The following is a 23,042-nucleotide window of genomic DNA, read 5'->3' as shown; positions in this document are numbered from 1 at the left end:
TTTATACAGCGGCGGGGGCGCGAACACCCAGGCGGCGGCAAAGCGCGAGCGTAAGTTCCGCCCGGTTCAGCGTGTAGAAATGAAACTCCGAAATCCCCTCGGCGCGCAGCTTCAGCACCTGTTCCGCCGCGACGGAGGCCGCGACCAGCTTGCGCGTCTCGGGGTCGGCATCCAACCCTTCGAACGTATCGGCCAGCCACTGCGGGACCGATGTGCCGCAGGCTTTCGAAAACTTCAGCACCTGCGCGACATTGGTGACCGGCAGAATGCCCGGCACGATAGGAATGCTGATTCCTGCCGCGCGCGCGCGCTCCAGAAAGCGGGTAAATACATCGACATCGAAGAAATATTGCGTGATGGCCCGCGTCGCCCCGGCGTCCACTTTGCGCTTCAGCACGTCAAGATCGGCATCGAGGGACCGGGCTTCCGGGTGGCCTTCGGGATAGGCGGCGACGGAGATTTCGAAGGGGGCGATGCGCTTTAGACCTTCGACCAGATCGGCGGCATAGGCGTACCCGCCCGGCGTTGCTTCATAGGGCCCGCCAGTGGGGGTATCGCCGCGCAGGGCAACGATATGGCGCACGCCGGACGCCCAATAGTCGCGGGCAATCGCGTCAATCTCCGCCCGCGTCGCGGCAACGCAGGTGAGATGGGCCGCCGGCTCCAGCTTGGTTTCCTGGCGAATGCGGCGCACAGTGGCGTGGGTCCGTTCCCGCGTCGACCCGCCTGCGCCATAGGTGACGGAAACGAAGCTCGGCGCCAGCGGGGCCAGCTTTTCCACCGCGTTCCACAGCGAGACTTCCATCTCCGGCGTTTTCGGCGGGAAAAACTCGAAGGAAATGGCGAGATCGTCGCTCATGACAGGGCCTCTTTCACGGGAGAACGGGTCGGGGTCGCACACTTGGACTGGGCTGACCATAGAATGACGGTAAGCGGTTTGCCGGGCAGAACCTGGGATTCTTCGACATCCAGACCCGCTGCTGCGGTCCAGGCGTCCACATCGGCTTGCGGAAACCCTAGGCGGCGGTGCGCGTGGCGGTCGCGCAGTTCCTCAAGATCGTGGGGCGCGAAATCAACGACGATCAGCTTGCCGCCCGGGCGCAGCACGCGCGCCGCCTCGGCAACTGCCGCCGCCGGGTCTTCAAGGAAATGCAGCACCTGATGCAGGGTAACGGCATCGAAACTGCCCGCCGGAAACGGCAACGCGTAAAGATCGCCCTGGCGCACCGAACAATTCTTTAGCCCGGCCCTATCGAGGTTAGCGCGGGCCAAAGCCAGCATTTCGCGCGAGAGATCAAGGCCGATAGCCCGCTCGGCGCGCGGCGCCATCAGCTCCAGCAGCCGCCCGGTGCCGGTGCCGATGTCGAGAATATCGCCGAACGGTCCCGGCCCCAAACGCCCGAGCACCGCCGCTTCCACCTCGTTTTCCGCAACATGCAGAACACGGATACGGTCCCAATCGGCGGCATTATCATCGAAGTAGCGCGCCGCACTTTCCGCCCGCGCTTGCTTGACCGCATGCAGCCGCTCAAGATCGAGCGCGATTTGATCGTCCTGCAAAGACAGGCGTTCAACCAACGAGCGGGCGAGTGTCGCGCCTAAACCGCGCTGGCTGAGGCGGAAGAACGCCCAGGAGCCTTCGCGAAACCGCTCCAACAGCCCGGCATCGCAGAGCACTTTTAAATGGCGCGAGACGCGGGGCTGGCTTTGCCCGAGGATCGCCGTAAGGTCGCTGACCGTCAGTTCTGAATCGGCGCAGAGCACCAGCAGGCGCAAACGGGTCTCTTCCGCCGCCGCACGCAGGCGCTCCAGAAGCAGGTCGAGGGGTTCCAAATCGGTCATAAGGAGATATAAATATATCCTTATGTGTTTGTGAAGCCCTTTTTACCCCTTAAGCGTCGAACAACAGCTTCGCCTGCCAGGCCAACCCCGCCGCAACGCCGCCGAAGGCATCGAAGGGCGTCAGTTTGGCTTCCGGCACCCCAGCGGCGATGGCGCGCTGGACCAGCGGCATGAGAGAGGAGCCGCCGGTTAGGATGACCGCTTCAATATCCTGCCCTTTTACCCCCGCAAGATCGATACAGCGGCGCACTTCGGCGGTTAGGGCAGCTTCGGCATCGGCCAGCGCCGCTTCCAGCGCTTCGACCGTCAGCGGCAGATGGAAGCCAGCCTCAAGGAAGTCGAGCGCCAGATCATAGGTCGGCGCACTAGACAGCCCGATTTTTGCACCTTCGACCGAGGCTGCCAGCCGATGGCCGTCGCGCTGGTCCAGCACCCGATGCAGGCGGTTGAGCGGGGCGGCGTCGCTAGCCTCCCCGACCATCCGCACGACATCGCGGGTAAGAGCGGGATCGTAGAGAAAACCGATTTCCGCCCAAGTGGCGAGCTTTGAATAGATCCAGTTCGGCGGGGTGAGCCCATTGCGCAGCAGCGGCTGATGATAGCCGAGCGACGGCATGACCTCCGCCAACGACAGCAGCCGGTCCAAATCCGTCCCACCGAGCCTGAGACCGCCATTCGCCAGAATATCCCCCGCCTGATCGGCGGTGGAGGAGCGTTCGGGGCGGGCGCGGACGATGGAGAAATCCGACGTGCCGCCGCCGATATCGGCGATCAAGATCAGGGTTTCGCGCGCAATCTGCCGTTCGAAGGCCAGGGCGGCGGCGATAGGTTCATATTGAAACACCACATCCTTGAAACCGACGCTGTGGGCGATGCTTTCCAGCACTCGCTGCGCCTCGGCATCGGCGGCGGCATCGCCATTGACGAAATGCACCGGGCGACCGTGGACGAGTTGATCAATCTCCTCCTCCAACGCCGCTTCCGCCCGCGCTTTCACCGTGCGCAGGTAAAGGCCGATAATCTCGGTAAAGCGCCAGCGCCGCCCATTGGCCAGCGTCTCTTCCTGGATCAAGCTGGTGCCGAGCGCCGACTTCAGCGAGCGCATCAACCGTCCCGGCTCGCCCTCCAGATAGGCTTGCGTCGCGGCGGAGCCGATCTCGATGCTCTTATCTTCCGATTGGAAGAACAAGGCGCTGGGGATGGTCCGCGCCCCAGGCTCCAGCGGCAGCAGGCTGGCGGTGCCGTTGCGCACGATGGCCAAAGCCGAATTGGAGGTTCCGAAGTCGAGGCCGCCTGCCGCCATCATCCACCCGCCTTTCCCAGGGACTGCCAAAAGGGCGCGGACCGTAACGAGTGCGCCCGGCCCTGTCCAGCGCAAAATAGCGCGCCCCCTTGACCCCAGGTTGGAAACGGGGGAGGTTGTTCCCCCATGGATGACGCAGTGCACAAAACCGCCGCCGATCAGGCGCTTCCGCGCTTGGTGAGGGGCTTCACCGAATTCCGCCGCGATTACTTTGAGCGCGACCGCGTGCTGTATGAGGGCCTAAGCCATAAGGGCCAGTCGCCGGAAGTGATGATCGTCGCCTGTTCCGATGCCCGGGTCGATCCCGCCATCGTGACGCGGACGGAACCGGGCGATCTTTTCGTGATCCGCAATGTCGCTGCTATCGTGCCGCCGCGCGAGGCTGACCGGCATTACCACGGCACGTCTGCGGCGCTGGAATTCGGCGTTAAGGGCCTCGGTGTCGGTCACATCGTCGTGCTGGGGCATGCGCTCTGCGGCGGTTTGCGCCATCTGCGCGATCGGGCGCAGGGCGCCAAAGCCGCGACGGAGACCGGCCAGCCCCAGGAAGGCAGCGGGTTCGAGTTTCTGTCGGACTGGGTGCAAATCGCCCGCCCCGCGTTTGAAGCCGTCGAACCGCTGCTGGAAACCCTACCGCCCGAAGAAGCCCGCCGCACGCTGGAACAGGCGGCTGTGCTGGTCTCGCTTTCCAACCTGCTCAGCTTTCCCTGGGTGCGCGAGCCGGTGGCGGCGGGCACCTTGCGCCTGCACGGCTGGTATTTCGATCTAACGACCGGCGAGCTTTCGGCCTTCGATCACGCCAGCGCCAGCTTCCGCCCCGTCCGCGAACTGCCAGACGCCCTGCCCGCCGACATCGCCGCCGTTGCCGCCCGCATGATCGCCGAATGCGGCTCCTGCGCGCCGACCCTCGGCCTTACGCGCTTCGTGCAGGAAAAGGCGAAGTTTTGGTGCGAGACGGTGAAGGGGTAGGCACTACCCCCGCGCCCGATCGACCGAGTTAATCGACGGCGTTGCCCGCAGCGCCGCGATAATGTTGGTCAGGTGGCGCACGTCCGTCACCTCCACATCGACCAGCAGTTCGAAGAAATCGGTGGAGCGCGTTACGAATTTTAGATTCGTGATATTGCCCTGATTCTTGCCAATGACAGTGCCCAGCGTGCCGATGGTTCCCGGCTCGTTCGTCGCGATCATATGCAGGCGCCCGATATGATGCTCCGGCAGGGCGGCATCGGTTTCCCACGCCACGTCGATCCAGCGCTCAGGCGTATCTGCAAAGCTTTCGAGGTTCACGCAGTCGATGGTATGGACGGTCACGCCCTTGCCGGTGGTGACGATGCCGACGATGCGGTCGCCCGGCAACGGGTGGCAGCAGCGGGCGTAGTGAACGGCCATGCCGGGGATCAGCCCACGCAGGGGAACGCCGCCCCCCTCCTTCCGCTTCGGCTTGACGATGGGCGAGGCGGGGTTCTTCACGCTCGGTTTGGTGCCGGGGAAGACGGTGTGGATAACCTCGCGCCCCGTGACCAGCCCCTCGCCGACCATCGCATAGAGATCGTCGATGGTCGGGGCTTGCAGGGTCTTCAGAACCCCGTCCAGCGCCTTTTCGGTAAAGGCATAGCCTTCGTGGCGGAATTCTTTTTCGATGACCGTGCGCCCGAGCGTCATATACTGCGCGCGGCGCTGGATGCGGACATAGCGGCGGATGCGCGCCTTGGCCTTGCCGGTGACGACGAAATCTTCCCAGTCCGCCGAGGGGGTTTGACCCTTCGACGTGATGATTTCGACCTGATCGCCGTTTTGCAGGACGGAGCGCAACTGCACGATGCGCCCGTTGATCTTGGCGCCCACGCAGGTATCGCCGATCTGGCTATGGACGGCATAGGCGAAATCGACCGGCGTGGCGCCGCGCGGCAGTTGGAACAATTCCCCTTTCGGCGTGAAGCAGAACACCTGATCTTGGAACATTTCGAGCTTGGTATGTTCCAGAAACTCTTCCGGGCCGGAGGCGTGTTCGAGAATATCCAATAACTCGCGCAGCCAGCGGTATTGCGCGCCTTCCGATTTCTTACCACTACCGAGGGTCGGGGCTGGGATAATGCTGCCCGCGCCCTGATCGGCCCCTTCCAAGACCTGATCGGACCCGCCTTGGCGCTTATAGTGCCAATGGGCGGCCACGCCGTATTCGGCCACCTCGTCCATCGCATCGGTGCGGATTTGCACTTCGATGCGCTGGCGCTGCGGCCCGATCACGCCGGTATGGATCGAGCGATACCCGTTCGGCTTGGGGGTGGAGATATAATCCTTAAACCGCCCCGGCACGCTGGGATAAAGCGCGTGCAGCACGCCCAGCGCCTCGTAACATTTTTCCGCCGATGGCACGACGACGCGGAAGGCGATGATATCCGACAATTGCTCGAAGGCGATATTCTTATGCTGCATCTTACGCCAGATGGAATAAGGCGCTTTTTCCCGCCCCTTCACCTTGGCCTGAATGCCCGACTCTGTCAGTTTAGCCTGTAATTCCGCAATGATCTTCTGAATAAGATCTTGCCCACCGCCGCGCAGATATTCAAGCCGCTTGACGATGGAGTCGCGCGCTTCGGTATTAAGCTGCGCGAAGGCCAAATCCTCCAGCTCGTCCTTGATTTTCTGCATGCCGATGCGGTCGGCAAGCGGTGCGTAGATTTCCAGGGTTTCCGCGGCGATACGCGAACGCTTTTCCGGCTTCGGAATGAAATTCAGCGTGCGCATATTGTGCAGCCGGTCGGCCAGCTTCACCAGCAGCACGCGGATGTCTTCCGACATCGCCAGCACGAATTTACGGAAGTTTTCCGCCTGTTTGGTCTGATCGGACTGAAGTTCGATGCGCGTCAGCTTGGTCACGCCATTGACCAGCCGCCCAATTTCCTTGCCGAAGGCTTTTTCGATATCCGGGAGTTTAACCTCGGTATCCTCAATCACATCATGCAGCAGCGCGGTGACGATGGAGGCAGTATCGAGTCGAAGACCGGTCAGAATGCCCGCCACTTCCAGCGGGTGGGAGAAATACGGATCGCCATTGGCGCGCTTCTGCGCCCCATGCGCCTTCAGAGCGAACACATAGGCGCGGTTTAGAATATCTTCGTCCACGTCCGGGTCATAGGCGCGGACCAAATCGACCAGCTCGTACTGACGAATCATCGGCGCCGGACACTCCCCCAAAACACTCGTGATCTATGTTGACACGCCTGCTGCGGGCGGCAACTGCCATTCGGCCCGTGACCAATAAAAAACGGCAGCCCCGCAGGACTGCCGTTAAAAATTCAAGCCTTTGAGGGGCTTAGGCGTCGCCTTCGTCATCCGCGACGATGGCTTCATCGCCTTCCGCCGCGTCTTCATCGGCATCATCACCGCCCAGCACGTCGTTGACGGCCATATTGCGGGCGAGTTCCTGTTCCGACTGGATGAAATCGACGATCTCTTCTTCCGGCTCGTCAGCTTCAAACGTCTTCTGATGGCCGCGCACCAGCGAGTTGCGCAGCACTTCGTTATCCAGCTTTTCTTCGGCGATTTCGCGCAGGGCGATGACCGGGTTCTTATCGTTGTCGCGATCCACCGAAATCGGCATGCCGCTGGCAATATCCCGGGCGCGCTGCGCCGCCAGCATCACGAGTTCGAAGCGGTTGGGAACCTTTTGAACGCAATCTTCAACGGTAACGCGGGCCATGATCATCCTTCGCGTGAAATCGGGCCGCGCAGCCAGGGCGCGGCGATGTCAGGCGCGCACTATAAAAACCCCTCTTGACAAAGGCAAGGATTAGCTTTTCTGCGCGGGGTAGAATCATGCCGCCGACCAAAGCCGACAATCATCGGCAGGATCGAGCGCCGCCAGAAGCGCCGCCACCCCCTGCCCGCTGACCGGATGACGCCAGGACGGGCAGATTTCCGCGAGCGGACGCAGCACGAACCCACGTTCTTGCAGGCGTGGGTGCGGCAAAATCGGCGCCCGCGGCCCGGCGCGGACTTCGCGGCCATAGGCCAGCAAATCGAGATCGAGGGTCCGGGGCGCATTGACGGCGCTGCGGTCGCGCCCAAACGCCGCCTCAATCGCGTGTAACCGGTCTAACAATTGGTCGGACGGTAGGGGGGTTTCGACCGCAATCACGGCGTTGGCATAGCGCGGATCGCGCGGGTCCGGCCAAGCCGCCGAACTCCAGATCGAGGAGCGGGCGCGTGTATAAATTTCCGCTTTCTCTAAAAAGTTAATCGCAGCAGCCAGGATTAACGGCGGGGCGCCCCAATCAGGATGAGACAAATTCGATCCGAGTGCGATCAGAATTGATTTCTCTGTTGCGGTCATGGCGCGCCTGTCATAAAGGAAGCCATCGTTACGGGCTTGCTTCCGCTTTTGGCAACCCCATTTCTGTGAGCGCTGGATTCGTTAAGATTTCCAGGATGATTTGAATAATTTTTGATGGAGTGACCCATGCATTTTTATCCGCAAGAGCGTATTGCGCTGTTCATTGATGGGGCGAACCTTTATGCCGCCGCCCGAGCGCTGGGGTTCGATATCGACTACCGCAAACTGCTGCAACTCTTTCAGACCAAAGCCCATATGATCCGGGCCTTCTACTACACGGCGCTGATGGAAGATCAGGAATATTCGCCGATCCGTCCGCTGGTCGATTGGCTCGACTATAACGGCTACGCGATGATCACGAAGCCGACCAAAGAATATACCGATGCGTTTGGCCGCCGGAAGGTCAAAGGCAATATGGATATCGAGCTGGCCATCGACGTGATGGAAATGGTCAACCACCTTGATCATATCGTCATCTTTTCGGGCGATGGCGACTTCCGCCGCTTGGTGGAAGCCGTGCAAAGCAAGGGCAAGCGCGTGACCATCGTCTCGACGATCCGCTCGACCCCGCCGATGGTTGCTGATGAATTGCGCCGTCAGTGCGATATTTTCTGCGAACTGCAAGACCTCGCGCCCTATATCGCCCGCGCCTATTCCGGCCCGCGCGAGCCACGCGACAATAACTATGCCCCCCAGGGCAATCCGCGCGATGAACTGCCGCAGTTCATCCGCCGTCCCGCCCAGTCGGATCAGCCGGATACCGCCGAAGGCGAACAGAACTAAGCCGAAAGCCGCCGCGTGTCGTTGCCGACGCCTGCGCATGATTGCCCGGTCTGCCCGCGCCTTGCGGCTTTCCGGGCAGCGAATGCCGCCGCCTATCCCAGCTTCTTCAATAGTCCGGTTCCCAGTTGGGGCGACATTGGCGCTGGGTTGCTTATCATTGGCTTGGCGCCTGGGTTGAAGGGCGCGAACCAAACTGGCCGCCCCTTTACCGGCGATTATGCGGGCGATACCCTCTATGGCGCCCTCCTCCGGCATGGCTTCGCCCACGGCACCTATGGGCGGTCCCCCGATGACGGCATGGTGCTAACCGGCTGCCGCATCGCCAATGCCGTGCGCTGCGTGCCGCCGGAAAACAAACCGACCCCGGATGAGATCAACCGCTGCCGCCCATTCCTGATCGGTGAGCTTGAGGCGCAGCCGAAGACCGGGGTGATCCTGGCCCTCGGCACAATTGCCCATCAGAGCCTCTTGCGGTCGCTGGGCATTCCCGTCGCGCGCTTCAAATTCGCCCACGGGGCGGAACACCGACTGGCGGACGGGCGCGTACTGATCGATAGCTACCATTGCTCCCGCTACAACACGAATACCGGGCGGTTGACGGAAGCGATGTTCGATGCGGTGATCGCGCGCTGCCGGGCGCTGTTAGCCTAACGGCGGCGCGCAGAACCACGCGCCGTCCGACAGCGCGACGGCCAGCCCCATCTTCACCCACAGCGCCAGCCCGCCCAAAATAGCAAGACTGGCCCCCGTCCAGGCGAGAATCCGCGTGCTCATGCGGCCTGCCCCACCGCGCCGCGCAACGGCACTGCTTTTTCAGCGATGGGTAGGTGAACGACGGCAGCTAACACGGCGAGCGCGATGGAGAAATACCAGATCATGTCGTAGGAACCGAGGTGGTCATAGGCCCAGCCGCCGCCATAGGCCCCCAAAAAGGCGCCGATCTGGTGGAACATGAACACAAAGCCGTACAGCATCGCCATATAGCGCACCCCGAACATCCGCGCGACAAGGCCCGAGGTTAGCGGCACGGTGCTCAGCCACAGAAAGCCCATCGCCCCACCGAAAGCAATCGCCGTAACCGGGCTAAGCGGCAGGGCGAGGAACAGGATGATCACGATCCCGCGCGCGCCATAAACCATGCTCAGCAGATATTTCTGCGAAAAGCGCGCCCCCAACTGGCCGAAGAGGTACGAGCCGATGATGTTGAACAGCCCAATCATCGCCAGCGCCCAAGCGGTCACGCTGCCCGCCATATTATTGTCGCGCAGATAAGACGGCAGATGCACGGCAACGAAGGCGACATGAAAGCCGCAGACGAAGAACCCAGCATTCAATAGCCAATAGGACCGATTGGTCAAAGCGGTGCGGATGGTTGGCCCCAGGTCGGCGCCGAAGCCTTGGCCTTGCGGCGGCAGCGGCGTCTTAAGCCCGAAGGACAGCGGGATCATCAGGGCGGCCAAGACGCTAAAGACGAGAAAAGCGCCGCTCCAGCCCATCGTATCCAGCAGATATTGCGCGCCGGGCACAACGGCGAACATCCCGAACGATCCGGCAGCGGTGCAGATGCCAAAAGCCTGGGTGCGTTTTTCTGGCGGCACCATGCGCCCGACGGCGCCCAAGACGGTGCCATAGGTCGTGCCGGACAAAGCGATACCGATCATAATGCCGAGCGAGAATTGCACCGTCACCGGATCGGCCCAAACATAGGTCAGGAACAAGCCAAGGGCGTAGATGATCCCGCCCGCAATCCCGATACGGACCGATCCCCAGCGGTCGGCGAACAGGCCGATGACCGGCTGGCAAACGCCCCACAGCAGTTGTTGTAACGCGAGTGCCAGCCCGAGAACCTGCCGACCCACGTCGAGATCCATCGACATCGACGGCACGAAAATCCCGAAGGATTGGCGGGTACCCATCGCGATGATCAGCATAAAAATGCCGGACAGCAGAACGATCAGCGCTTGGCCGCGCATGGGCGGTCCCTCCCCCGCTATGAATAGTGTTAAGTTTCACCATAGGGGGCTGTGTATATTTTCGCAACCGCATAGATTGCACCCTAACAATTCAATTTCCATATTGATAAGCGGTCGCCTTGTGTCGGGCGCGGGGCAGAGGTTCGAAGGTTGCGACAGCCTGCGGCTTTTCTTTCCATTCTGCATCCGCTACACCGTCACGGCATCCGGGTCAGGGCCGCCAAACCCCTTGCCCGCCCTTCAGAAGAGCCTTTTTGGCGAGGAGAGTGAGACGATGGCCGACACCCAATTCGATGTTGTTTTCGTTGGCGGCGGCCCGGGCGGCTACATCGGCGCGATCCGCGCAGCCCAGCTTGGCCTGAAGACGGCCTGCATCGACAAGCGCGGCACCTTCGGCGGCACCTGCCTTAACGTCGGCTGCATTCCGTCGAAAGCGCTGCTGAAATCGTCGGAATATTATCACCTCGCCCAGCACGGCCTGAGCGATCACGGGTTTTCGCTCGGTACCGTTACGCTCGACCTGCCGAAGATGATGGCGCGTAAGGATAAGGTCGTCGGCGATACCACCAAGGGTATCGAGTTTCTGTTCAAGAAGAACAAGGTAACGCCGTACAAGGGCGCCGCCACCTTAACCGGCCCGAACAGCCTCAAAATCGCCCTGAACGACGGCGGCGAAGAAACCATCACCGCGAAGAACATCATCATCGCCACCGGGTCGGACATCGTTGGCCTGCCCGGCCTGACCATCGATGAAACCAGCATCGTGTCGTCGACGGGCGCGCTGACGCTCGGCGCCGTGCCGAAGCACCTCGTCGTCATCGGCGGCGGCGTCATCGGGCTAGAACTCGGTTCGGTCTGGCAGCGTCTCGGCGCGAAGGTGACCGTCGTCGAGTTCCTGGATCGCCTGATCCCGGGCATGGATGGCGAAGTGGCTAAGAACGTCCAGCGCGTGCTGGGCAAGCAGGGGATGGACTTCAAACTCGGCACCAAGGTGACCAAGGGTGAAAAGGGCGCAACGGGCGTCACCCTGACCCTCGAACCCGCAGCCGGTGGCCCTGCCGAAACCCTGGAAGCCGATGTGGTGCTGGTCGCCATCGGTCGCCGCCCCTACACCGATAACCTAGGTATTGAAACAGTCGGCGTGCAGCTCGATCCGAAGGGCCGCGTGGTCGTCGATCACCACTTCCGCTCCACCGTACCGTCGATCTTCGCGATTGGCGACGTGATCACCGGCCCCATGCTGGCCCATAAGGCGGAAGAAGAAGGCGTCGCCATTGCCGAACTGCTGGCGGGCCAGGCCGGTCACGTCAATTATGACGTCATCCCGTCGGTCATCTATACTTCGCCGGAAGTCGCCAGCGTCGGCAAGACCGAAGATGAGCTAAAGGCCGCTGGGGTTGACTATAAGGTCGGCAAGGTGCCGTTCAGCGTCAACGCCCGCGCCCGTGCCAATGCCGATATCGAAGGCTTCGTGAAGCTGCTGACCGATGCCCGCACCGATAAGGTTCTGGGCTGCCACATTATCCACGCCGAAGCGGGAAATCTGATCGCGGAAGCCGCGCTGGCAATGGAATTTGGCGCCTCCGCCGAAGATATCGCCCGTACCTGCCACGCGCATCCGACCGTGGCAGAAGTGGTGAAGGAAGCCGGGTTGGCCGCCAATGGCCGCACGCTGAATATGTAAGCGGTCACGCATCGCGTAAAAGAAACCCCCGAAGCAGCCGCTTCGGGGGTTTTTTGTACCCGCTTCCGGGAACGCGCTTACGCCTTGGCGAGGTTCGCCGCGACGAAGTCCCAGTTCACCAGATTATCCAGGAACGACTGCACGAAATCCGGGCGACGGTTCTGGAAATCGAGGTAATAGGCGTGTTCCCACACGTCCACCGTCAGCAGCGCGGTCTGGCCGTGGGCCAGCGGCAGGTCGGCGTTCGGGGTCTTGGTGATCTTCAGGGTGCCGTTGTCAACGACCAGCCACGCCCAGCCCGAGCCGAACTGACCGACTGCGGCGGCCTTGAACTGATCCTTGAAGGCATCGAAGGAGCCGAAAGCCGCTTCGATCTTCGCCAGCAGGTCGCCGGTCGGCTTACCGCCGCCATTCGGCTTCATGCTGTTCCAGAAGAACGTGTGGTTCCACACCTGGGCAGCATTATTGAAAATACCGGCCTTGGCGGGATCCTTAGCGGCGTCGAGGATAATTTCTTCGAGCGACTTATCGGCCAGCGGGGTATCTTTGATCAGGTTATTCAGGTTCGTCACATACGCCTGATGGTGCTTGGCATGATGGAAGCTGAAAGTCTGAGCAGACATATGCGGCTCGAGCGCGTCCGGGGCGTAAGGCAGGGCGGGAAGTTCGAAAGCCATGATGTCCTCTAAAAATGGTGGTGAGAGAAACCGTTCCCTTAGATAAGGGTGTTCAGCGCCGAAGGGAACCCTTGGCAGATTAGGGTTGTTCTAAAAAACGCTCTTGGGCTACTCCCAAGCCGGTCGGCAGACCCGTCGGACACATCACTCACGAGGCTCTTTCCGTGGCACCCAGATCGGCCCCTTCTTTGTCCGCCTGTGGCACCCTGGTCCAACAGGGCGATAAAGCGCGTTTTCTAACGGCCCTGTTTGCACCGGAAGCGGTACAGGACGATCTCCTCACGCTCTATGCCTTCAATCTGGAGGTCGCGAAGACCAAGGAGACCGTCTCCGAACCCATGCTCGGCCAAATTCGGCTGCAATGGTGGCGGGAGACGCTGGAGGCGATTTATGCGGGCGCAACACCGCGCAAGCACGAGGTGGTGACCCCGCTCGCCGCCGTTATTCGCAAACATACCCTGCCGCAAGATGCTTTCCTGGCCGTGATTGACGGGCGGGAGACCGACCTTGAGGTTCCGCCCCCGGCAACTGAAGCCGCCTTCGCCGCCTATGTTGAAGCGACCGGCGGGCAGCTTGGGCGCTTGGCGGGGCTGATCTGCGGCGCCGATCCCGATCACGCCGCCCGCGCCGCCCGCGCCTATGCAACCCTTGGCCTGCTGATTGGTTTGCCGCGCCGGGCGCAACTCGGGCGGGTCGATCTCCCCCTCGACCGGCTGGGCGCCGCCGGACTGACGGCGCGGGCGATCCGCGACGGGGTGCCGTCGGAAGCGCTGTCGCGCCTAGTACTCGATCTTGCAGCGGCGGCCGAGGGCGATCTTGAGGCTCTCGGCCCCGTGCCTAAGCAGGGCCGCGCCGCCCTATTGCCTGCAACCCTGGCGCGGCGGTTGGGCGCCCGGCTGCGCGCGGCCAAAGGCGATCCATTCCAGGCCGCGGCCGAGCTGCGCGCCCGCCCGGATGGCCTGCTGCCAGTGCATCTGTGGTGGGCGATGCGCAAACGGCGCCTTTAGGTCGGTTTTTGGCGAATCGGCCTTTAGCGCGAGGGTCCAGCGCGTGTAAGTCGCGCCTGCGCTAACGCAGGCTTGCAAAGCCTGGGGGTTTTCCGGCATATTCAAGCGCTTGCTGAAGAATGCTTAGGTTTTTCTTCGACTGGCACAGGGTCTGGGGTCGCCTCTCGCGGCTCTGCCTACGGTCTCAAGAAGTGGGAACGCCATGCCGATTACGCCGTTCCAGGCCTTTCGCCTGTCGAAAAGCGAATATGAAGTTTTACGGGTGATCGAAAAGAAGATCGACGAGTTCCTGGAAGAAAACTACTTCCCGGGCCTGACGGTCACGGTGCCGCTGCCGACCAAAATGGTGACGGACCGCATTCTGCATTCGATCATGCAGCGCTATCAGGAAGCCGGGTGGACCGTTGACCGCAAGGGCGTCGCGGGCGAAGCCATTACGGTGGAATTCACTCCGAACCGCGCCGATCTGGAATAGCCGCACCCGGGGGCTTGCCTTCCGGCACGCCTCTGGTCTAGGCTTTTCCCCATGACGCATCTCCTTGGTTTCAGCCTGCGAATTATGAACCCGGTCCTTCGTTAAGGGCCGGGCCATCGTATTTGCTGTTTGCTGATTTTCCCGAGGACTGACCGATGTTGTCTGTTGCGCAGGCCGCCGATGCGGCGTTTGCTGACCTTCCCCTGCCCGAAACCGCCTGTTTTGCCGTCTCAGCCTTGGCCGATCCAGGCATGCTGCACCGGCTGCTGGAACCGTTCGCCAAGCGCGGTCTGGTCCCGAGCGCCGTCTATGCCCGCCAACATGGCGAGGATTTAAGCGTCGATATCCAGATCGATGGCCTGACCCAAACCGATGCGGCCATGATCGGGCGCGGAATGCGCCAGATTTTTGGCGTCGATGTCGTGCTGGTCTCGCAGCGCGTGTCGGCATAAGCCCGGTTGTCGGCGGGCGGGCGACTTGCTAGCCTGCCCGCCATGACACCGCCCCCGACCATCGCCCTGCTCGCCAGCCCCGGTTTCCGGCGCGAGGAAAATAGCCCGCTCGCTGCCCTACTGCGCGTGCTGGTGCCCTTCCTCACCCATGCCTTTCCGGCGAAACTCGTTGCCATGCGCCCGACCTACGAGGCGGCGCAAGCGGCGGGGTTTCTGACCGATTATCCCCAGTGGGACGTGCTGCCGCCGTGGGAGGAAGGCGCCGTTGCGACGGTGGCCGCGCGCCTGGTGGCGGGGGAGATTGATTGGGTGATCTATCTCGCCGACCCGGGCGACCTGATCTCGCTGTTCCCCGAATCCATCGCGCTCAAGCGGCAATGCGTCGTGCACGGCCGCCCCTATCTCGCCACCGTGCGCGCGGCTGCCGAATGGTGCCTACTACATTGGATCGAGCGCGACCCGGCGGGCGCGGCCGCCTACCTGTGCACGCTCGACGATCCCACCGCCGCCGCATCGCTGCCGGGGGCCACCACCCTTGGTCTCGTGGCGCATGATACGCGCAAAACGGCAATGCTGGCCTTTGTGGACCGCTGGTTCCCGCTGCTCGACCGTTTCCGCCTGCGGCTGTCGACCGGCACCACCGGCGGGCTGCTGAACGGCGACGCCCCGGCCCGGCTGGGGGAGGTTTCGCCAGAGATGCGCGGGTTGATCGACGCGCAAAAGGCGCGGCTGGTAGGACGGCAGGGGCCGTGGACCGTGCCCTATCTGTCCGGCCCGAAAGGCGGCGACGCCCAGATCGCCGACCGGGTGCTGCGCGAGCCGGGATCGACGATCCTCTTCTTTGAAGACCCGCACGTCGCCCGCGAGCATGAGGCAGATATTCAGTTGCTGGAGCGCATCGCCCGTCTGAAAACATACGACAATGCCTGTTTGCACGACCCGGCGACAGCCCAGCGCTGGGCGGAACTTTGGAGCCACGCCCTGTCGGTCGGGCTGGCGCCGCACTTAAAAGCCTAAGATTTTGGGGGGAGACACGGTGAGTTCGAATATTTACGCCACGCTGTTCGCGCGCTTCCAGCATAAGCTTGATGCGACCTGCATCGAAACCACCGACGGGCGGGTGATTACCTTCCGCGAGTTCGATGCCGCGACGGCGCGGATTGCCAATCTGCTAACCAGCCTTGGCCTGCAAAAGGAAGACCGGGTTGCTGCCCAGGTCGATAAATCGCCGGAAGCGCTCTTCCTCTGCCTCGGCGCCCAACGGGCGGGCTTTGCGTTCCTGCCGCTGAACAGCGCCTATCAGACCGCCGAAGTCGCCTATTTCCTCGAGAATGCCGCGCCAAAACTCGTCGTGTGCCCTGCCAAAGCCAAGGAGGGCATTACCGCCATCGCAAATGGCGCAACCGTGCTGACCCTGGAGGCCGACGGCAGCGGCTCGCTGATAGATGCCGCGCAAGATCAGCCCGATGGCTTCGCAACGGTCGAGAGCGCTGCGGACGATATGGCCGCGATCCTCTATACCTCCGGCACTACCGGGCGGGCGAAGGGCGCGATGCTGACCCACGGCAATCTTTCGACCAATGTCGCCGTGACCAATCACTTCTGGGGCTGGGTGCCGGGGGATGTGCTGCTGCACGCCCTGCCGATCTTCCACGTCCACGGGCTGTTCGTCGCCTGCAACAACGCCCTCTACAACGCCAGCCCGATGCTGTGGCACGCAAAGTTCGACGCCGCTGCGGTGCTGAAGGATCTTGCCCGTGCCACCGTGCTGATGGGCGTACCGACCTTCTATACCCGCCTGCTGTCCCTGCCGAATTTCGGCAAAGACGCGGTTGCGACTATGCGCTTGTTCATCTCCGGCTCCGCGCCGTTGCTGATCGAAACCTTTACCGAATTCACCGCCCGCACCGGCCATACCATTCTTGAGCGCTACGGCATGACGGAGGTGCAGATGGCCATCTCCAATCCCTTCGATGGGCCGCGCATCGGCGGTACCGTTGGCGTGCCCTTGCCTGGCGTCAGCGTCCGCATCGTTGATGAGGCCGGGACCGAAAGCCCGGTCGGCGAGACCGGCGCCATTCTGCTGAAAGGCCCGAATATCTTTCGGGGCTATTGGCAGATGCCGGAAAAGACCAAGGAAGATTTTACCGACGATGGCTGGTTCAAAACCGGCGACATGGGCAAGCGCGACGAGAACGGCTACATCAGCATCGTGGGGCGGGCGAAAGACCTGATCATCTGCGGCGGCCTGAACGTCTATCCGAAAGAGATTGAAGAATTGTTGGATGCGATGCCGGAGGTGGAGGAAAGCGCCGTCATCGCCATGCCGCATCCTGATTTTGGCGAGGCGGTGGCCGCCGTGATCGTGCTGAAGCCGCAGGCCAGCCTGTCGGAAGAAGCGGTGGTCGAGCACGTCAAGTCCAACCTCGCCAATTTCAAGGTGCCGAAAGCCGTCTTCTTCACCCCAGACCTGCCGCGCAATGCGATGGGCAAGGTGCAGAAGAATATTCTGCGCCAGACCTATTTTCCGGCGAAGGCGTGACGGCAGATCGGAGCGAGGGACACTCCCTCGCTTCCCCTACGGCAAACTGGCGCTCTGGCCTGCCGGAACCTTGACGACATTGGTGATCGGCACCAGCACGAGCCCCTTCCCGGCCAGCGTCGGCAGCCATTCTTTCAGCGCGGCGATGGTATTATCCTTCGGGTGACCGATGGCAACCGCCTTCCCTGTGCGATGGGCAACGGCCTCAAGCTGCTTCAACTGCTTGCGCACCCCCTCTAGCGACGGGTCGTCGTCCAGAAACACATCGCGGTCGACGTAGGGAATCGCCATTTTTTGCGCGATGCCGGAACCGACCGATTTGGCCGAGGTTCGGCTGTCGAGCCACAGCAGCCCCCGCGCCCTAAGTTCGGCGATGACCGGTTGCATGCCCGTCTCCCACGTCGTGAAGCGGCTGCCCATGTGGTTATTGATCCCGACATAACCGTCGAACTTACCGAGGTTGCTGCGCACCCGGCGCTGGATTTCCTCCGGCGTCAGCGACACGGTGAGCGCATCGGGGCCAGGGTCCATCTCGACGCTGGGCTGCATCGGCATATGCACCATCAACTCGTGCCCACGCTGATGGGCTTCTGCTGTTTGCTGCGGCAGATTATGGCCATAGGGTAAGTAGGAAAGCGTCAACGGCCCCGGCAGCGCAACCGTTTGGGCCGACCGGCCCCGATCAACGCCCATATCGTCAATCACCACGACCACCCGCGCCTTTCCCTCGGTCGGCGGTGCGGCGACGGCATTGCGGCGCCACGGCGGCTGATGGCCGGTGTAGGGCGGCGGGAGTGTGGCGGGTTTAACGGGCGGCGGCGGCAGAGCGGCGGTAGGGGCATCCTCCGGCTCCGGCATCTCGGTGCCGTGATGCAGGGCAGGATCGGCGGGGGAAACCGGCGCGGCGCCCGGCAGCGCATCCGGCCCTAAGGGACCGCCTTCCCCGGCGGGTGTCTCGACCGGCGCAGCGGGCAGCACCGCCACCACGGGTGCCGGGGTTGGTCTCGGGCGGGTGAGCGAGCCGATCACCAACCCACCGCCGATCCCCCCCAGCAGCAGTGCCGCAACCGTCAGCCCCTGCCCGCGCCAACCGCGCTGCCAGCGGCTTAAAAACGGCTCCTTCACCGGCTCCGCGAACAGCGGCTCGTCCTCATCCATCATCATCTCGGCGCGTCCCGGGGCCTCGTCACGTAACACCGCCCCTGCTATAACCCGTTGCATGAGCAATTTCACACATTTCGATAGCGATGGCCGCGCGGTGATGGTCGATGTCACCGATAAAGCGGTAACCGAACGGCAGGCAACGGCAGCCGCGCGGGTGCGGATGCAGCCGGAAACCTTGGCGGCGATTGCCGAGGGCCAAATCGGCAAGGGCGATGTTCTGGCCGTGGCCCGCCTCGCGGGGATTATGGCGGCGAAACGCACGCCGGACCTGATCCCGCTCTGTCACCCGCTCGCCCTGACCTCGGTCAAGGTCGATCTGACCCTCAACGGCGCCGAAAGCTGCGTGGAGATTGCCGCCACCTGCAAGCTCAGCGGTAAAACCGGCGTGGAGATGGAAGCGCTGACCGCCGCCTCAGTCGCGGCGCTGACGGTTTACGATATGTGCAAGGCGCTCGATAAAACCATGCAGATCACCGATTTGCGCCTAATCCATAAAAGCGGCGGCAAATCGGGGGAGTTTACCCAAGCATGACCCGCCCTGCCCTGCTTCCCGTTGAAACCGCGCTGGATCGGTTGCACGCCGCGCTCGATGGTTTCGGCCCGGTTGGCACCGAGGATATTTCGCTGTTAGAAGCGGCGGGGCGCGTGCTCGCCGCCCCCATCGTCGCCCGATATACGCAGCCGCCGCAGGCGGTTTCGGCAATGGATGGCTGGGCGGTAAGGTCGCAGGATTTCGGGGCAACGCCCCTATCGCTGCAGATTGTTGCCGAAATCGCCGCCGGGCACCCGTGGGACGGAACGCTGAAGGCCGGGGAGGCTGCCCGCATCTTCACGGGCGCGCCACTGCCAACGGGGGCGGATACAGTCGTCATTCAAGAAAATGCCGACCGGGATGGCGAGACTGTCCGTCTGCTTAGTCTGCCGCCGCCGGGTAAAAATGTGCGGGCGGCGGGGCTGGATTTCCGCGCGGGCGATACCGTCGCCCAGGCCGATGCGCGGCTAACCGGGCGACGTATCGGCGTGATTGCGGCAGCGGGCCATCCGTGGGTGACGGTTCGCCGTCGCCCGCGCGTCGCCATCCTCGCGACCGGCGATGAAGTGCGCCGCCCCGGCGATCCCTTGGCGCCGGGACAGATCGTTAGCTCCAATTCCTACGCGCTAGCGGCCCTGATCCGCAGTTTCGGTGGCGATCCCATCGTGCTGCCGATTGCGCCCGATACGTTGGCGGGCATCGCCGACGCCGCCGAAAAGGCGCGCGGCTGCGATCTTCTACTGACCACCGGCGGCGCCTCCGTCGGCGATCACGATCTTGTGCGGGAAGGCCTGGGTGCGGCGGGGCTTGAGGTCGATTTCTGGAAAATCGCGATGCGCCCCGGTAAACCGTTGATTTTCGGGCGGTTCCGCGATGTGCCCTTCCTCGGCCTACCGGGCAATCCGGTGTCGAGCGTCGTCGGCGCGCTGCTTTTTGTGAAACCGGTCATCGAACGGTTGCTCGGCCTACCGCGTCAGGATTTGGTGCCGGTTCTTATGCCACTCGCCGTCGATCTCAAAGAGAATGACGACCGGCAGGATTACGTCCGCGCCCGCCGCGTCGAGGGGGGGGTAGCCCCCCTGCCCGTGCAGGATAGCGCGATGATGAGTGCCCTCGCCGACGCCGATGGGCTGCTGGTTCGCCCACCTTTTGACCCGGCGCGCCGGGTCGGCGAAAAAATGCCGGTTATTTTGTTCCCTCAGGGTTCTCTTCCCGCTTGACGAAGCCGCGCGAATGAACATAGAACGGAACAGGATTCAATCGTAAAGGAGGAACGGGCGATGCTCACTCCCAAGCAGCACGAACTTTTGCTGTATGTGCAGCGCCGTCTGGCGGAAACCGGGGTCTCCCCCTCCTTCGATGAAATGCGGGAAGCGCTCGATCTCCGCTCGAAATCCGGTATTCACCGCTTGATTACGGGGCTGGAGGAACGCGGCTTCATCCGCCGCCTGCCGCACCGGGCGCGCGCCTTGGAAATCCTCCGCTTGCCCGAAGCCGCCGCGACACCGCAGGTCATCGCCCCGGCCCCGGCGGCCGATCTTGGCGCGGCCACCCCGGTACCGTTGATGCGCAGCCCGGTGGCAACCGCCTTCATGGCGCGCCAGCCCGCCAATCAAGTCAGCTTGCCGCTCTATGGTCGCATCGCGGCGGGGTTGCCGATTGAGGCGACGCGCGATACGGCGACGATTGATATTCCGACCCATCTGGTCGAGAGCAAAGGCGATCATTACGCGCTGGAAGTTGCGGGCGATTCGATGATCGAAGCCGGGATTTTAGACGGCGATATTACCATCATCAAACGCTGCGATACGGCGGAAAATGGCGCGATCATCGTTGCCTTGGTCGATGATCAGGAAGTGACGCTAAAGCGCCTACGCCGTAAGGGGGCCTCCATCGCCCTCGAACCCGCCAATAAAGCCTATGAAACCCGCATCTTTGGCCCGGATCGGGTGCGCATTCAGGGCAAGCTCGTCGGGCTGCTGCGGCGCTACTGAGCGCGGGGCCGCTCCGGCGGCTGCCAGCGCCGCCCGCTTTGGCGGGTTGTCTCGAGACTGACGCCGCGATCTTGGATCGTCGCGCGCACCGGACCGGTTCGGCGCATATGTTGGGTCGAGAGCGTCCAGGCGGGCGCCGGGCACGGTAATCGCAATGGGATTGCTGTAACGATTCCCCAGGCGTCACGGCAGTCATCGGACATCGCCCCAGGGTGGCGTTGCAGGGCGAGGGGGCCGTGGAGCGTCGGGAACCGGCACCCCCAGGGATCGCAGGCGGCATGGCTGTCTGGCGCCCCCATCGGGATAATCTCCCGTGCGGCAAGGGCAGCACCAAGCGCGCGGGCCGGCAAGCTGGTCGGGGTTGCCCCAAAGATTTCGACAATCCCATCGGCGCGCGGCACCGCAATAGCCGCGTCACTGCCGCCGGTTAGAAACAGCGGCGGCGGCGTTGAAATAATCACCCCCATAGCCCCAGCCAAGGGTATGAGAGCAAACCAGCGCAGGTTTCCGTGCCAAAGGCAGGCCCATAGCCCCGCCAGCACGATCAGAAGCAGCGCAAAGCCGGAAAACTGTGCAACCGGGATCGATGCGCCGGGAAAAGCCGCAACCGCTGCCGCCAGGGCAATCAGCCCGTTAATCCCCCACCCGGCGATCTGCCACCCCCAAGCGTCGAGGCCGAATGGCAGGAGCAAAAATCCCAATACAATTCCCGGCATAATAATGAAGCCGGTTAGGGGAATAGCCAGCAGATTGGCCACAATTCCATAGAGAGCGATGCTATGGAAATGATAGGCCGTGAAGGGGGCCGTCGCCAATGTGGCCACCAGCGAGGTCAGGACCGAGGACGCGAGCACGATCAACGGGGTTAAAATCCCGCCATAGGCCGCACGCAGCCCGGAAACCCACGGGCCAATCCGTTCATAGGCGGCGATCAGCGCTATCACTGCCGCAAACGACATTTGAAATCCCGGGTTCAGCAGTGCTTCCGGGCTACCCAACAGCACAAGGAAAGCGGCAACGGCAACCGTCCGCAGTGTCAGGGGCGTGCGGTCGATCAGGATGGCCAGCAACACGACCCCGGTCATGAGAACCGAGCGCTGCACGGGGACATCCCATCCCGCCAAAATTCCATAGAGCAGCACAAGCGCCGCCGTCGGCCAGACGGCAAGCTTCTTTGTGTCTAATCGGAGGGCGAGCGCCGGGACAACGGCCAGGCCCCGGCGCACGGTCAGCATCACCAGCGCAGCGACCAGACCGATGTGCAGGCCGCTGATTGACAGAATGTGCGTGAGGCCGCTGTCGCGCATCGCTTGGCGGACCGGTTCGGCGATCCCGGTCTGATCTCCGACTGCCAGCGCTACGGCAATATCCCCCGCCGGACCCGCGACCGTGCTGCGAACCGTCGCGGCGAGCCCATCCCGCCACCGGGTCCAGGGCGGCGCCTCCCCTGGGTCGATCACGCGCAGGTCATAGACGGCCCCGTGGGCGGTAATGCCCTGGAAGAACTGCGCCAGCCGCGTATCGAAACCCCCGACGACCAAGGGCGGCGGCACAGGCGTCAAAACCGCCCGAACGGTAACGCGGCTGCCGACCGGGGGTACGGGGCCCGACCTGAGGCTTAAGCGCACCTTCCCGCCGCCAACCTCAGCGACCGGCACGCCATCGCGCTGAAGGTGGCTCAGCGTCAACCGATAGCCCGCCTCGGTCCGTCCAACCGCTGCCACCTGCGCCGCGTACCAAGCGGCGGGGAGTGGAAAGCGCAGAGCGACTGGGGCGGTCAGGAGGCTATGCGCCTGCGCTGCGGCAAAGCCGATCGTTAGCAACAATCCCGCCCGGCCCATTAGAACCAGACCTAACCCCTGGCGACGCACCAAGAATGCCACCCCAGCGACAGCGACGGGCATCGACAGCATCCAGCTTGGCGGGTCGCGGGGAAGCCAAAAGAACAGACCGATCCCCGCTGCCACTAGCACAGGGCTCCACAATCCGACCCGATCCGCCTGTTGTTCCCACGTCGCGGCGAGGGCGGCGCGAATCCCAATCCAGCGGGCCAGCCATTGGCCCCAGACGATCTGGAGGGACGCGCTCCGCATGGTATGTCCGGCCTCCGATCAGCGGTGCTGCCATAAAGACGAAATATTTCAAGATCCTGACGCATTTTGCGGGAAAGCACCGTTTTCAGCAATCCTGTCCAGCCGTTTCTGGCGGCATATTCAGGTTTCGTTGTGCCGCGCAACATGCTAGACCGTTGCCAATTATTCCTTCTGGTTATGGA

23 protein-coding genes are annotated in these 23,042 nt (G+C 62.9%); 12 read left to right on the top strand and 11 right to left on the bottom strand.

Annotated features, from left to right (window positions below; genetic code table 11):
- Position 1: 1 nt before the first annotated feature.
- From metF to CHR90_RS09210, 3 genes are read right to left on the bottom strand one after another with little or no spacing between them, the layout of a single operon-like run.
- Entirely contained in the window at positions 2 to 859 is an 858-nt protein-coding gene (gene metF, locus CHR90_RS09220) for a methylenetetrahydrofolate reductase [NAD(P)H] (protein WP_094408720.1), read from the bottom strand.
- A complete protein-coding gene (locus tag CHR90_RS09215) occupies positions 856 to 1,842 on the bottom strand; it encodes an ArsR/SmtB family transcription factor (protein WP_094408719.1) in 987 nt (328 codons plus the stop codon). The genes metF and CHR90_RS09215 overlap by 4 nt, the downstream gene beginning before the upstream one ends.
- Before the next feature lie 49 nt (positions 1,843 to 1,891).
- On the bottom strand, positions 1,892 to 3,148 hold the full coding sequence (locus CHR90_RS09210; protein ID WP_094408718.1) for an Hsp70 family protein: 1,257 nt from the start codon (positions 3,146 to 3,148) through the stop codon (positions 1,892 to 1,894).
- A gap of 123 nt (positions 3,149 to 3,271) precedes the next feature.
- Between CHR90_RS09210 and CHR90_RS09205 the strand changes: the two genes are divergently transcribed.
- Complete coding sequence (locus CHR90_RS09205) at positions 3,272 to 4,114, top strand: carbonic anhydrase (protein ID WP_094408717.1); 843 nt, start codon at positions 3,272 to 3,274, stop codon at positions 4,112 to 4,114.
- 3 nt (positions 4,115 to 4,117) lie between these two features.
- Here the strand turns inward: CHR90_RS09205 and CHR90_RS09200 are convergent, their stop codons facing one another.
- The 3 genes from CHR90_RS09200 to folK form a co-directional block, all read right to left on the bottom strand.
- Positions 4,118 to 6,325 (bottom strand): RelA/SpoT family protein, encoded by a 2,208-nt coding sequence (locus CHR90_RS09200; RefSeq protein ID WP_094408716.1) that lies wholly within the window; start codon positions 6,323 to 6,325, stop codon positions 4,118 to 4,120.
- A gap of 139 nt (positions 6,326 to 6,464) precedes the next feature.
- Positions 6,465 to 6,851, bottom strand: a complete 387-nt coding sequence (rpoZ, locus tag CHR90_RS09195) for a DNA-directed RNA polymerase subunit omega (RefSeq protein WP_094409239.1) — start codon at positions 6,849 to 6,851, stop codon at positions 6,465 to 6,467.
- Positions 6,852 to 6,965: 114 nt separating this feature from the next.
- Entirely contained in the window at positions 6,966 to 7,484 is a 519-nt protein-coding gene (gene folK, locus CHR90_RS09190) for a 2-amino-4-hydroxy-6-hydroxymethyldihydropteridine diphosphokinase (RefSeq protein WP_094408715.1), read from the bottom strand.
- A gap of 126 nt (positions 7,485 to 7,610) precedes the next feature.
- Between folK and CHR90_RS09185 the strand changes: the two genes are divergently transcribed.
- Positions 7,611 to 8,267 (top strand): LabA-like NYN domain-containing protein, encoded by a 657-nt coding sequence (locus tag CHR90_RS09185; protein ID WP_094408714.1) that lies wholly within the window; start codon positions 7,611 to 7,613, stop codon positions 8,265 to 8,267.
- Between the two features lie 15 nt (positions 8,268 to 8,282).
- Entirely contained in the window at positions 8,283 to 8,918 is a 636-nt protein-coding gene (locus CHR90_RS09180) for a uracil-DNA glycosylase (protein WP_094408713.1), read from the top strand.
- Here CHR90_RS09180 and CHR90_RS19755 read toward each other — a convergent pair.
- Together CHR90_RS19755 and CHR90_RS09175 are read right to left on the bottom strand one after the other, a co-directional pair.
- Positions 8,910 to 9,041 carry a hypothetical protein gene (locus CHR90_RS19755; RefSeq protein WP_267890164.1) on the bottom strand — a complete coding sequence of 44 codons (132 nt, stop codon included), beginning with the start codon at positions 9,039 to 9,041 and terminating at the stop codon, positions 8,910 to 8,912. The genes CHR90_RS09180 and CHR90_RS19755 overlap by 9 nt on opposite strands.
- Positions 9,038 to 10,240, bottom strand: coding sequence for an MFS transporter (locus tag CHR90_RS09175; protein WP_094408712.1), 1,203 nt, complete (start codon positions 10,238 to 10,240; stop codon positions 9,038 to 9,040). The genes CHR90_RS19755 and CHR90_RS09175 overlap by 4 nt, the downstream gene beginning before the upstream one ends.
- Positions 10,241 to 10,514: 274 nt before the next feature.
- Between CHR90_RS09175 and lpdA the strand changes: the two genes are divergently transcribed.
- Positions 10,515 to 11,924, top strand: coding sequence for a dihydrolipoyl dehydrogenase (lpdA, locus tag CHR90_RS09170; RefSeq protein WP_094408711.1), 1,410 nt, complete (start codon positions 10,515 to 10,517; stop codon positions 11,922 to 11,924).
- Between the two features lie 77 nt (positions 11,925 to 12,001).
- On the opposite strand, the gene CHR90_RS09165 is transcribed toward lpdA, so the two are convergent.
- Positions 12,002 to 12,601 carry a superoxide dismutase gene (locus CHR90_RS09165; RefSeq protein ID WP_094408710.1) on the bottom strand — a complete coding sequence of 200 codons (600 nt, stop codon included), beginning with the start codon at positions 12,599 to 12,601 and terminating at the stop codon, positions 12,002 to 12,004.
- A gap of 164 nt (positions 12,602 to 12,765) precedes the next feature.
- On the opposite strand from CHR90_RS09165, the gene CHR90_RS09160 reads away from it, so the two are divergent.
- The 5 genes from CHR90_RS09160 to CHR90_RS09140 all read left to right on the top strand — a co-directional run bounded on the left by CHR90_RS09160 (position 12,766) and on the right by CHR90_RS09140 (position 17,077).
- Positions 12,766 to 13,608, top strand: coding sequence for a phytoene/squalene synthase family protein (locus CHR90_RS09160; RefSeq protein ID WP_170941359.1), 843 nt, complete (start codon positions 12,766 to 12,768; stop codon positions 13,606 to 13,608).
- Positions 13,609 to 13,810: 202 nt separating this feature from the next.
- A complete protein-coding gene (locus CHR90_RS09155; protein WP_094408708.1) occupies positions 13,811 to 14,083 on the top strand; it encodes a hypothetical protein in 273 nt (90 codons plus the stop codon).
- A gap of 155 nt (positions 14,084 to 14,238) precedes the next feature.
- Entirely contained in the window at positions 14,239 to 14,535 is a 297-nt protein-coding gene (locus CHR90_RS09150; protein WP_094408707.1) for an ACT domain-containing protein, read from the top strand.
- 42 nt (positions 14,536 to 14,577) lie between these two features.
- Positions 14,578 to 15,552: a hypothetical protein gene (locus tag CHR90_RS09145; protein WP_094408706.1), complete on the top strand. Its 975-nt coding sequence runs from the start codon at positions 14,578 to 14,580 to the stop codon at positions 15,550 to 15,552.
- Between the two features lie 19 nt (positions 15,553 to 15,571).
- Entirely contained in the window at positions 15,572 to 17,077 is a 1,506-nt protein-coding gene (locus CHR90_RS09140) for a malonate--CoA ligase (protein WP_094408705.1), read from the top strand.
- A 36-nt stretch (positions 17,078 to 17,113) separates the two neighbouring features.
- On the opposite strand, the gene CHR90_RS09135 is transcribed toward CHR90_RS09140, so the two are convergent.
- Positions 17,114 to 18,241 (bottom strand): divergent polysaccharide deacetylase family protein, encoded by a 1,128-nt coding sequence (locus tag CHR90_RS09135; RefSeq protein WP_170941358.1) that lies wholly within the window; start codon positions 18,239 to 18,241, stop codon positions 17,114 to 17,116.
- Positions 18,242 to 18,296: 55 nt separating this feature from the next.
- Between CHR90_RS09135 and moaC the strand changes: the two genes are divergently transcribed.
- Genes moaC through lexA form a run of 3 tightly spaced genes read left to right on the top strand, consistent with a single transcriptional unit; the run spans position 18,297 to position 20,767 of the window.
- Positions 18,297 to 18,773: a cyclic pyranopterin monophosphate synthase MoaC gene (gene moaC / locus CHR90_RS09130; RefSeq protein ID WP_094408703.1), complete on the top strand. Its 477-nt coding sequence runs from the start codon at positions 18,297 to 18,299 to the stop codon at positions 18,771 to 18,773.
- Positions 18,770 to 19,993 carry a molybdopterin molybdotransferase MoeA gene (locus CHR90_RS09125; RefSeq protein ID WP_229671463.1) on the top strand — a complete coding sequence of 408 codons (1,224 nt, stop codon included), beginning with the start codon at positions 18,770 to 18,772 and terminating at the stop codon, positions 19,991 to 19,993. Before moaC ends, CHR90_RS09125 begins: the two co-directional genes overlap by 4 nt.
- A gap of 60 nt (positions 19,994 to 20,053) precedes the next feature.
- The gene (gene lexA / locus CHR90_RS09120; RefSeq protein WP_094408702.1) at positions 20,054 to 20,767 is read left to right on the top strand and encodes a transcriptional repressor LexA; all 714 of its coding nucleotides are present in this window, start codon (positions 20,054 to 20,056) and stop codon (positions 20,765 to 20,767) included.
- Here the strand turns inward: lexA and CHR90_RS09115 are convergent.
- On the bottom strand, positions 20,761 to 22,860 hold the full coding sequence (locus tag CHR90_RS09115; protein WP_094408701.1) for a ComEC/Rec2 family competence protein: 2,100 nt from the start codon (positions 22,858 to 22,860) through the stop codon (positions 20,761 to 20,763). The two genes, lexA and CHR90_RS09115, sit on opposite strands and share 7 nt — an antisense overlap.
- Positions 22,861 to 23,042: the final 182 nt, after the last annotated feature.

The sequence above is a fragment of the Elstera cyanobacteriorum genome (assembly GCF_002251735.1).
GTDB classification, from domain to species: Bacteria; Pseudomonadota; Alphaproteobacteria; order Elsterales; family Elsteraceae; genus Elstera; species Elstera cyanobacteriorum.
Note: the sequence above shows the minus strand (reverse complement) of the source record. Positions and strands in the feature narration are given on the sequence as shown.

What these genes read in the sequence shown, in the direction of transcription:
- metF (WP_094408720.1), bottom strand. Translation starts at nt 859, where the DNA reads ATGAGCGACGATCTCGCCATTTCCTTCGAGTTTTTCCCGCCGAAAACG.
- CHR90_RS09215 (WP_094408719.1), bottom strand. Translation starts at nt 1,842, where the DNA reads ATGACCGATTTGGAACCCCTCGACCTGCTTCTGGAGCGCCTGCGTGCG.
- CHR90_RS09210 (WP_094408718.1), bottom strand. Translation starts at nt 3,148, where the DNA reads ATGATGGCGGCAGGCGGCCTCGACTTCGGAACCTCCAATTCGGCTTTG.
- CHR90_RS09205 (WP_094408717.1), top strand. Translation starts at nt 3,272, where the DNA reads ATGGATGACGCAGTGCACAAAACCGCCGCCGATCAGGCGCTTCCGCGC.
- CHR90_RS09200 (WP_094408716.1), bottom strand. Translation starts at nt 6,325, where the DNA reads ATGATTCGTCAGTACGAGCTGGTCGATTTGGTCCGCGCCTATGACCCG.
- rpoZ (WP_094409239.1), bottom strand. Translation starts at nt 6,851, where the DNA reads ATGGCCCGCGTTACCGTTGAAGATTGCGTTCAAAAGGTTCCCAACCGC.
- folK (WP_094408715.1), bottom strand. Translation starts at nt 7,484, where the DNA reads ATGACCGCAACAGAGAAATCAATTCTGATCGCACTCGGATCGAATTTG.
- CHR90_RS09185 (WP_094408714.1), top strand. Translation starts at nt 7,611, where the DNA reads ATGCATTTTTATCCGCAAGAGCGTATTGCGCTGTTCATTGATGGGGCG.
- CHR90_RS19755 (WP_267890164.1), bottom strand. Translation starts at nt 9,041, where the DNA reads ATGAGCACGCGGATTCTCGCCTGGACGGGGGCCAGTCTTGCTATTTTG.
- CHR90_RS09175 (WP_094408712.1), bottom strand. Translation starts at nt 10,240, where the DNA reads ATGCGCGGCCAAGCGCTGATCGTTCTGCTGTCCGGCATTTTTATGCTG.
- lpdA (WP_094408711.1), top strand. Translation starts at nt 10,515, where the DNA reads ATGGCCGACACCCAATTCGATGTTGTTTTCGTTGGCGGCGGCCCGGGC.
- CHR90_RS09165 (WP_094408710.1), bottom strand. Translation starts at nt 12,601, where the DNA reads ATGGCTTTCGAACTTCCCGCCCTGCCTTACGCCCCGGACGCGCTCGAG.
- CHR90_RS09155 (WP_094408708.1), top strand. Translation starts at nt 13,811, where the DNA reads ATGCCGATTACGCCGTTCCAGGCCTTTCGCCTGTCGAAAAGCGAATAT.
- CHR90_RS09150 (WP_094408707.1), top strand. Translation starts at nt 14,239, where the DNA reads ATGTTGTCTGTTGCGCAGGCCGCCGATGCGGCGTTTGCTGACCTTCCC.
- CHR90_RS09145 (WP_094408706.1), top strand. Translation starts at nt 14,578, where the DNA reads ATGACACCGCCCCCGACCATCGCCCTGCTCGCCAGCCCCGGTTTCCGG.
- CHR90_RS09135 (WP_170941358.1), bottom strand. Translation starts at nt 18,241, where the DNA reads ATGATGATGGATGAGGACGAGCCGCTGTTCGCGGAGCCGGTGAAGGAG.
- moaC (WP_094408703.1), top strand. Translation starts at nt 18,297, where the DNA reads ATGAGCAATTTCACACATTTCGATAGCGATGGCCGCGCGGTGATGGTC.
- CHR90_RS09125 (WP_229671463.1), top strand. Translation starts at nt 18,770, where the DNA reads ATGACCCGCCCTGCCCTGCTTCCCGTTGAAACCGCGCTGGATCGGTTG.
- lexA (WP_094408702.1), top strand. Translation starts at nt 20,054, where the DNA reads ATGCTCACTCCCAAGCAGCACGAACTTTTGCTGTATGTGCAGCGCCGT.
- CHR90_RS09115 (WP_094408701.1), bottom strand. Translation starts at nt 22,860, where the DNA reads ATGCGGAGCGCGTCCCTCCAGATCGTCTGGGGCCAATGGCTGGCCCGC.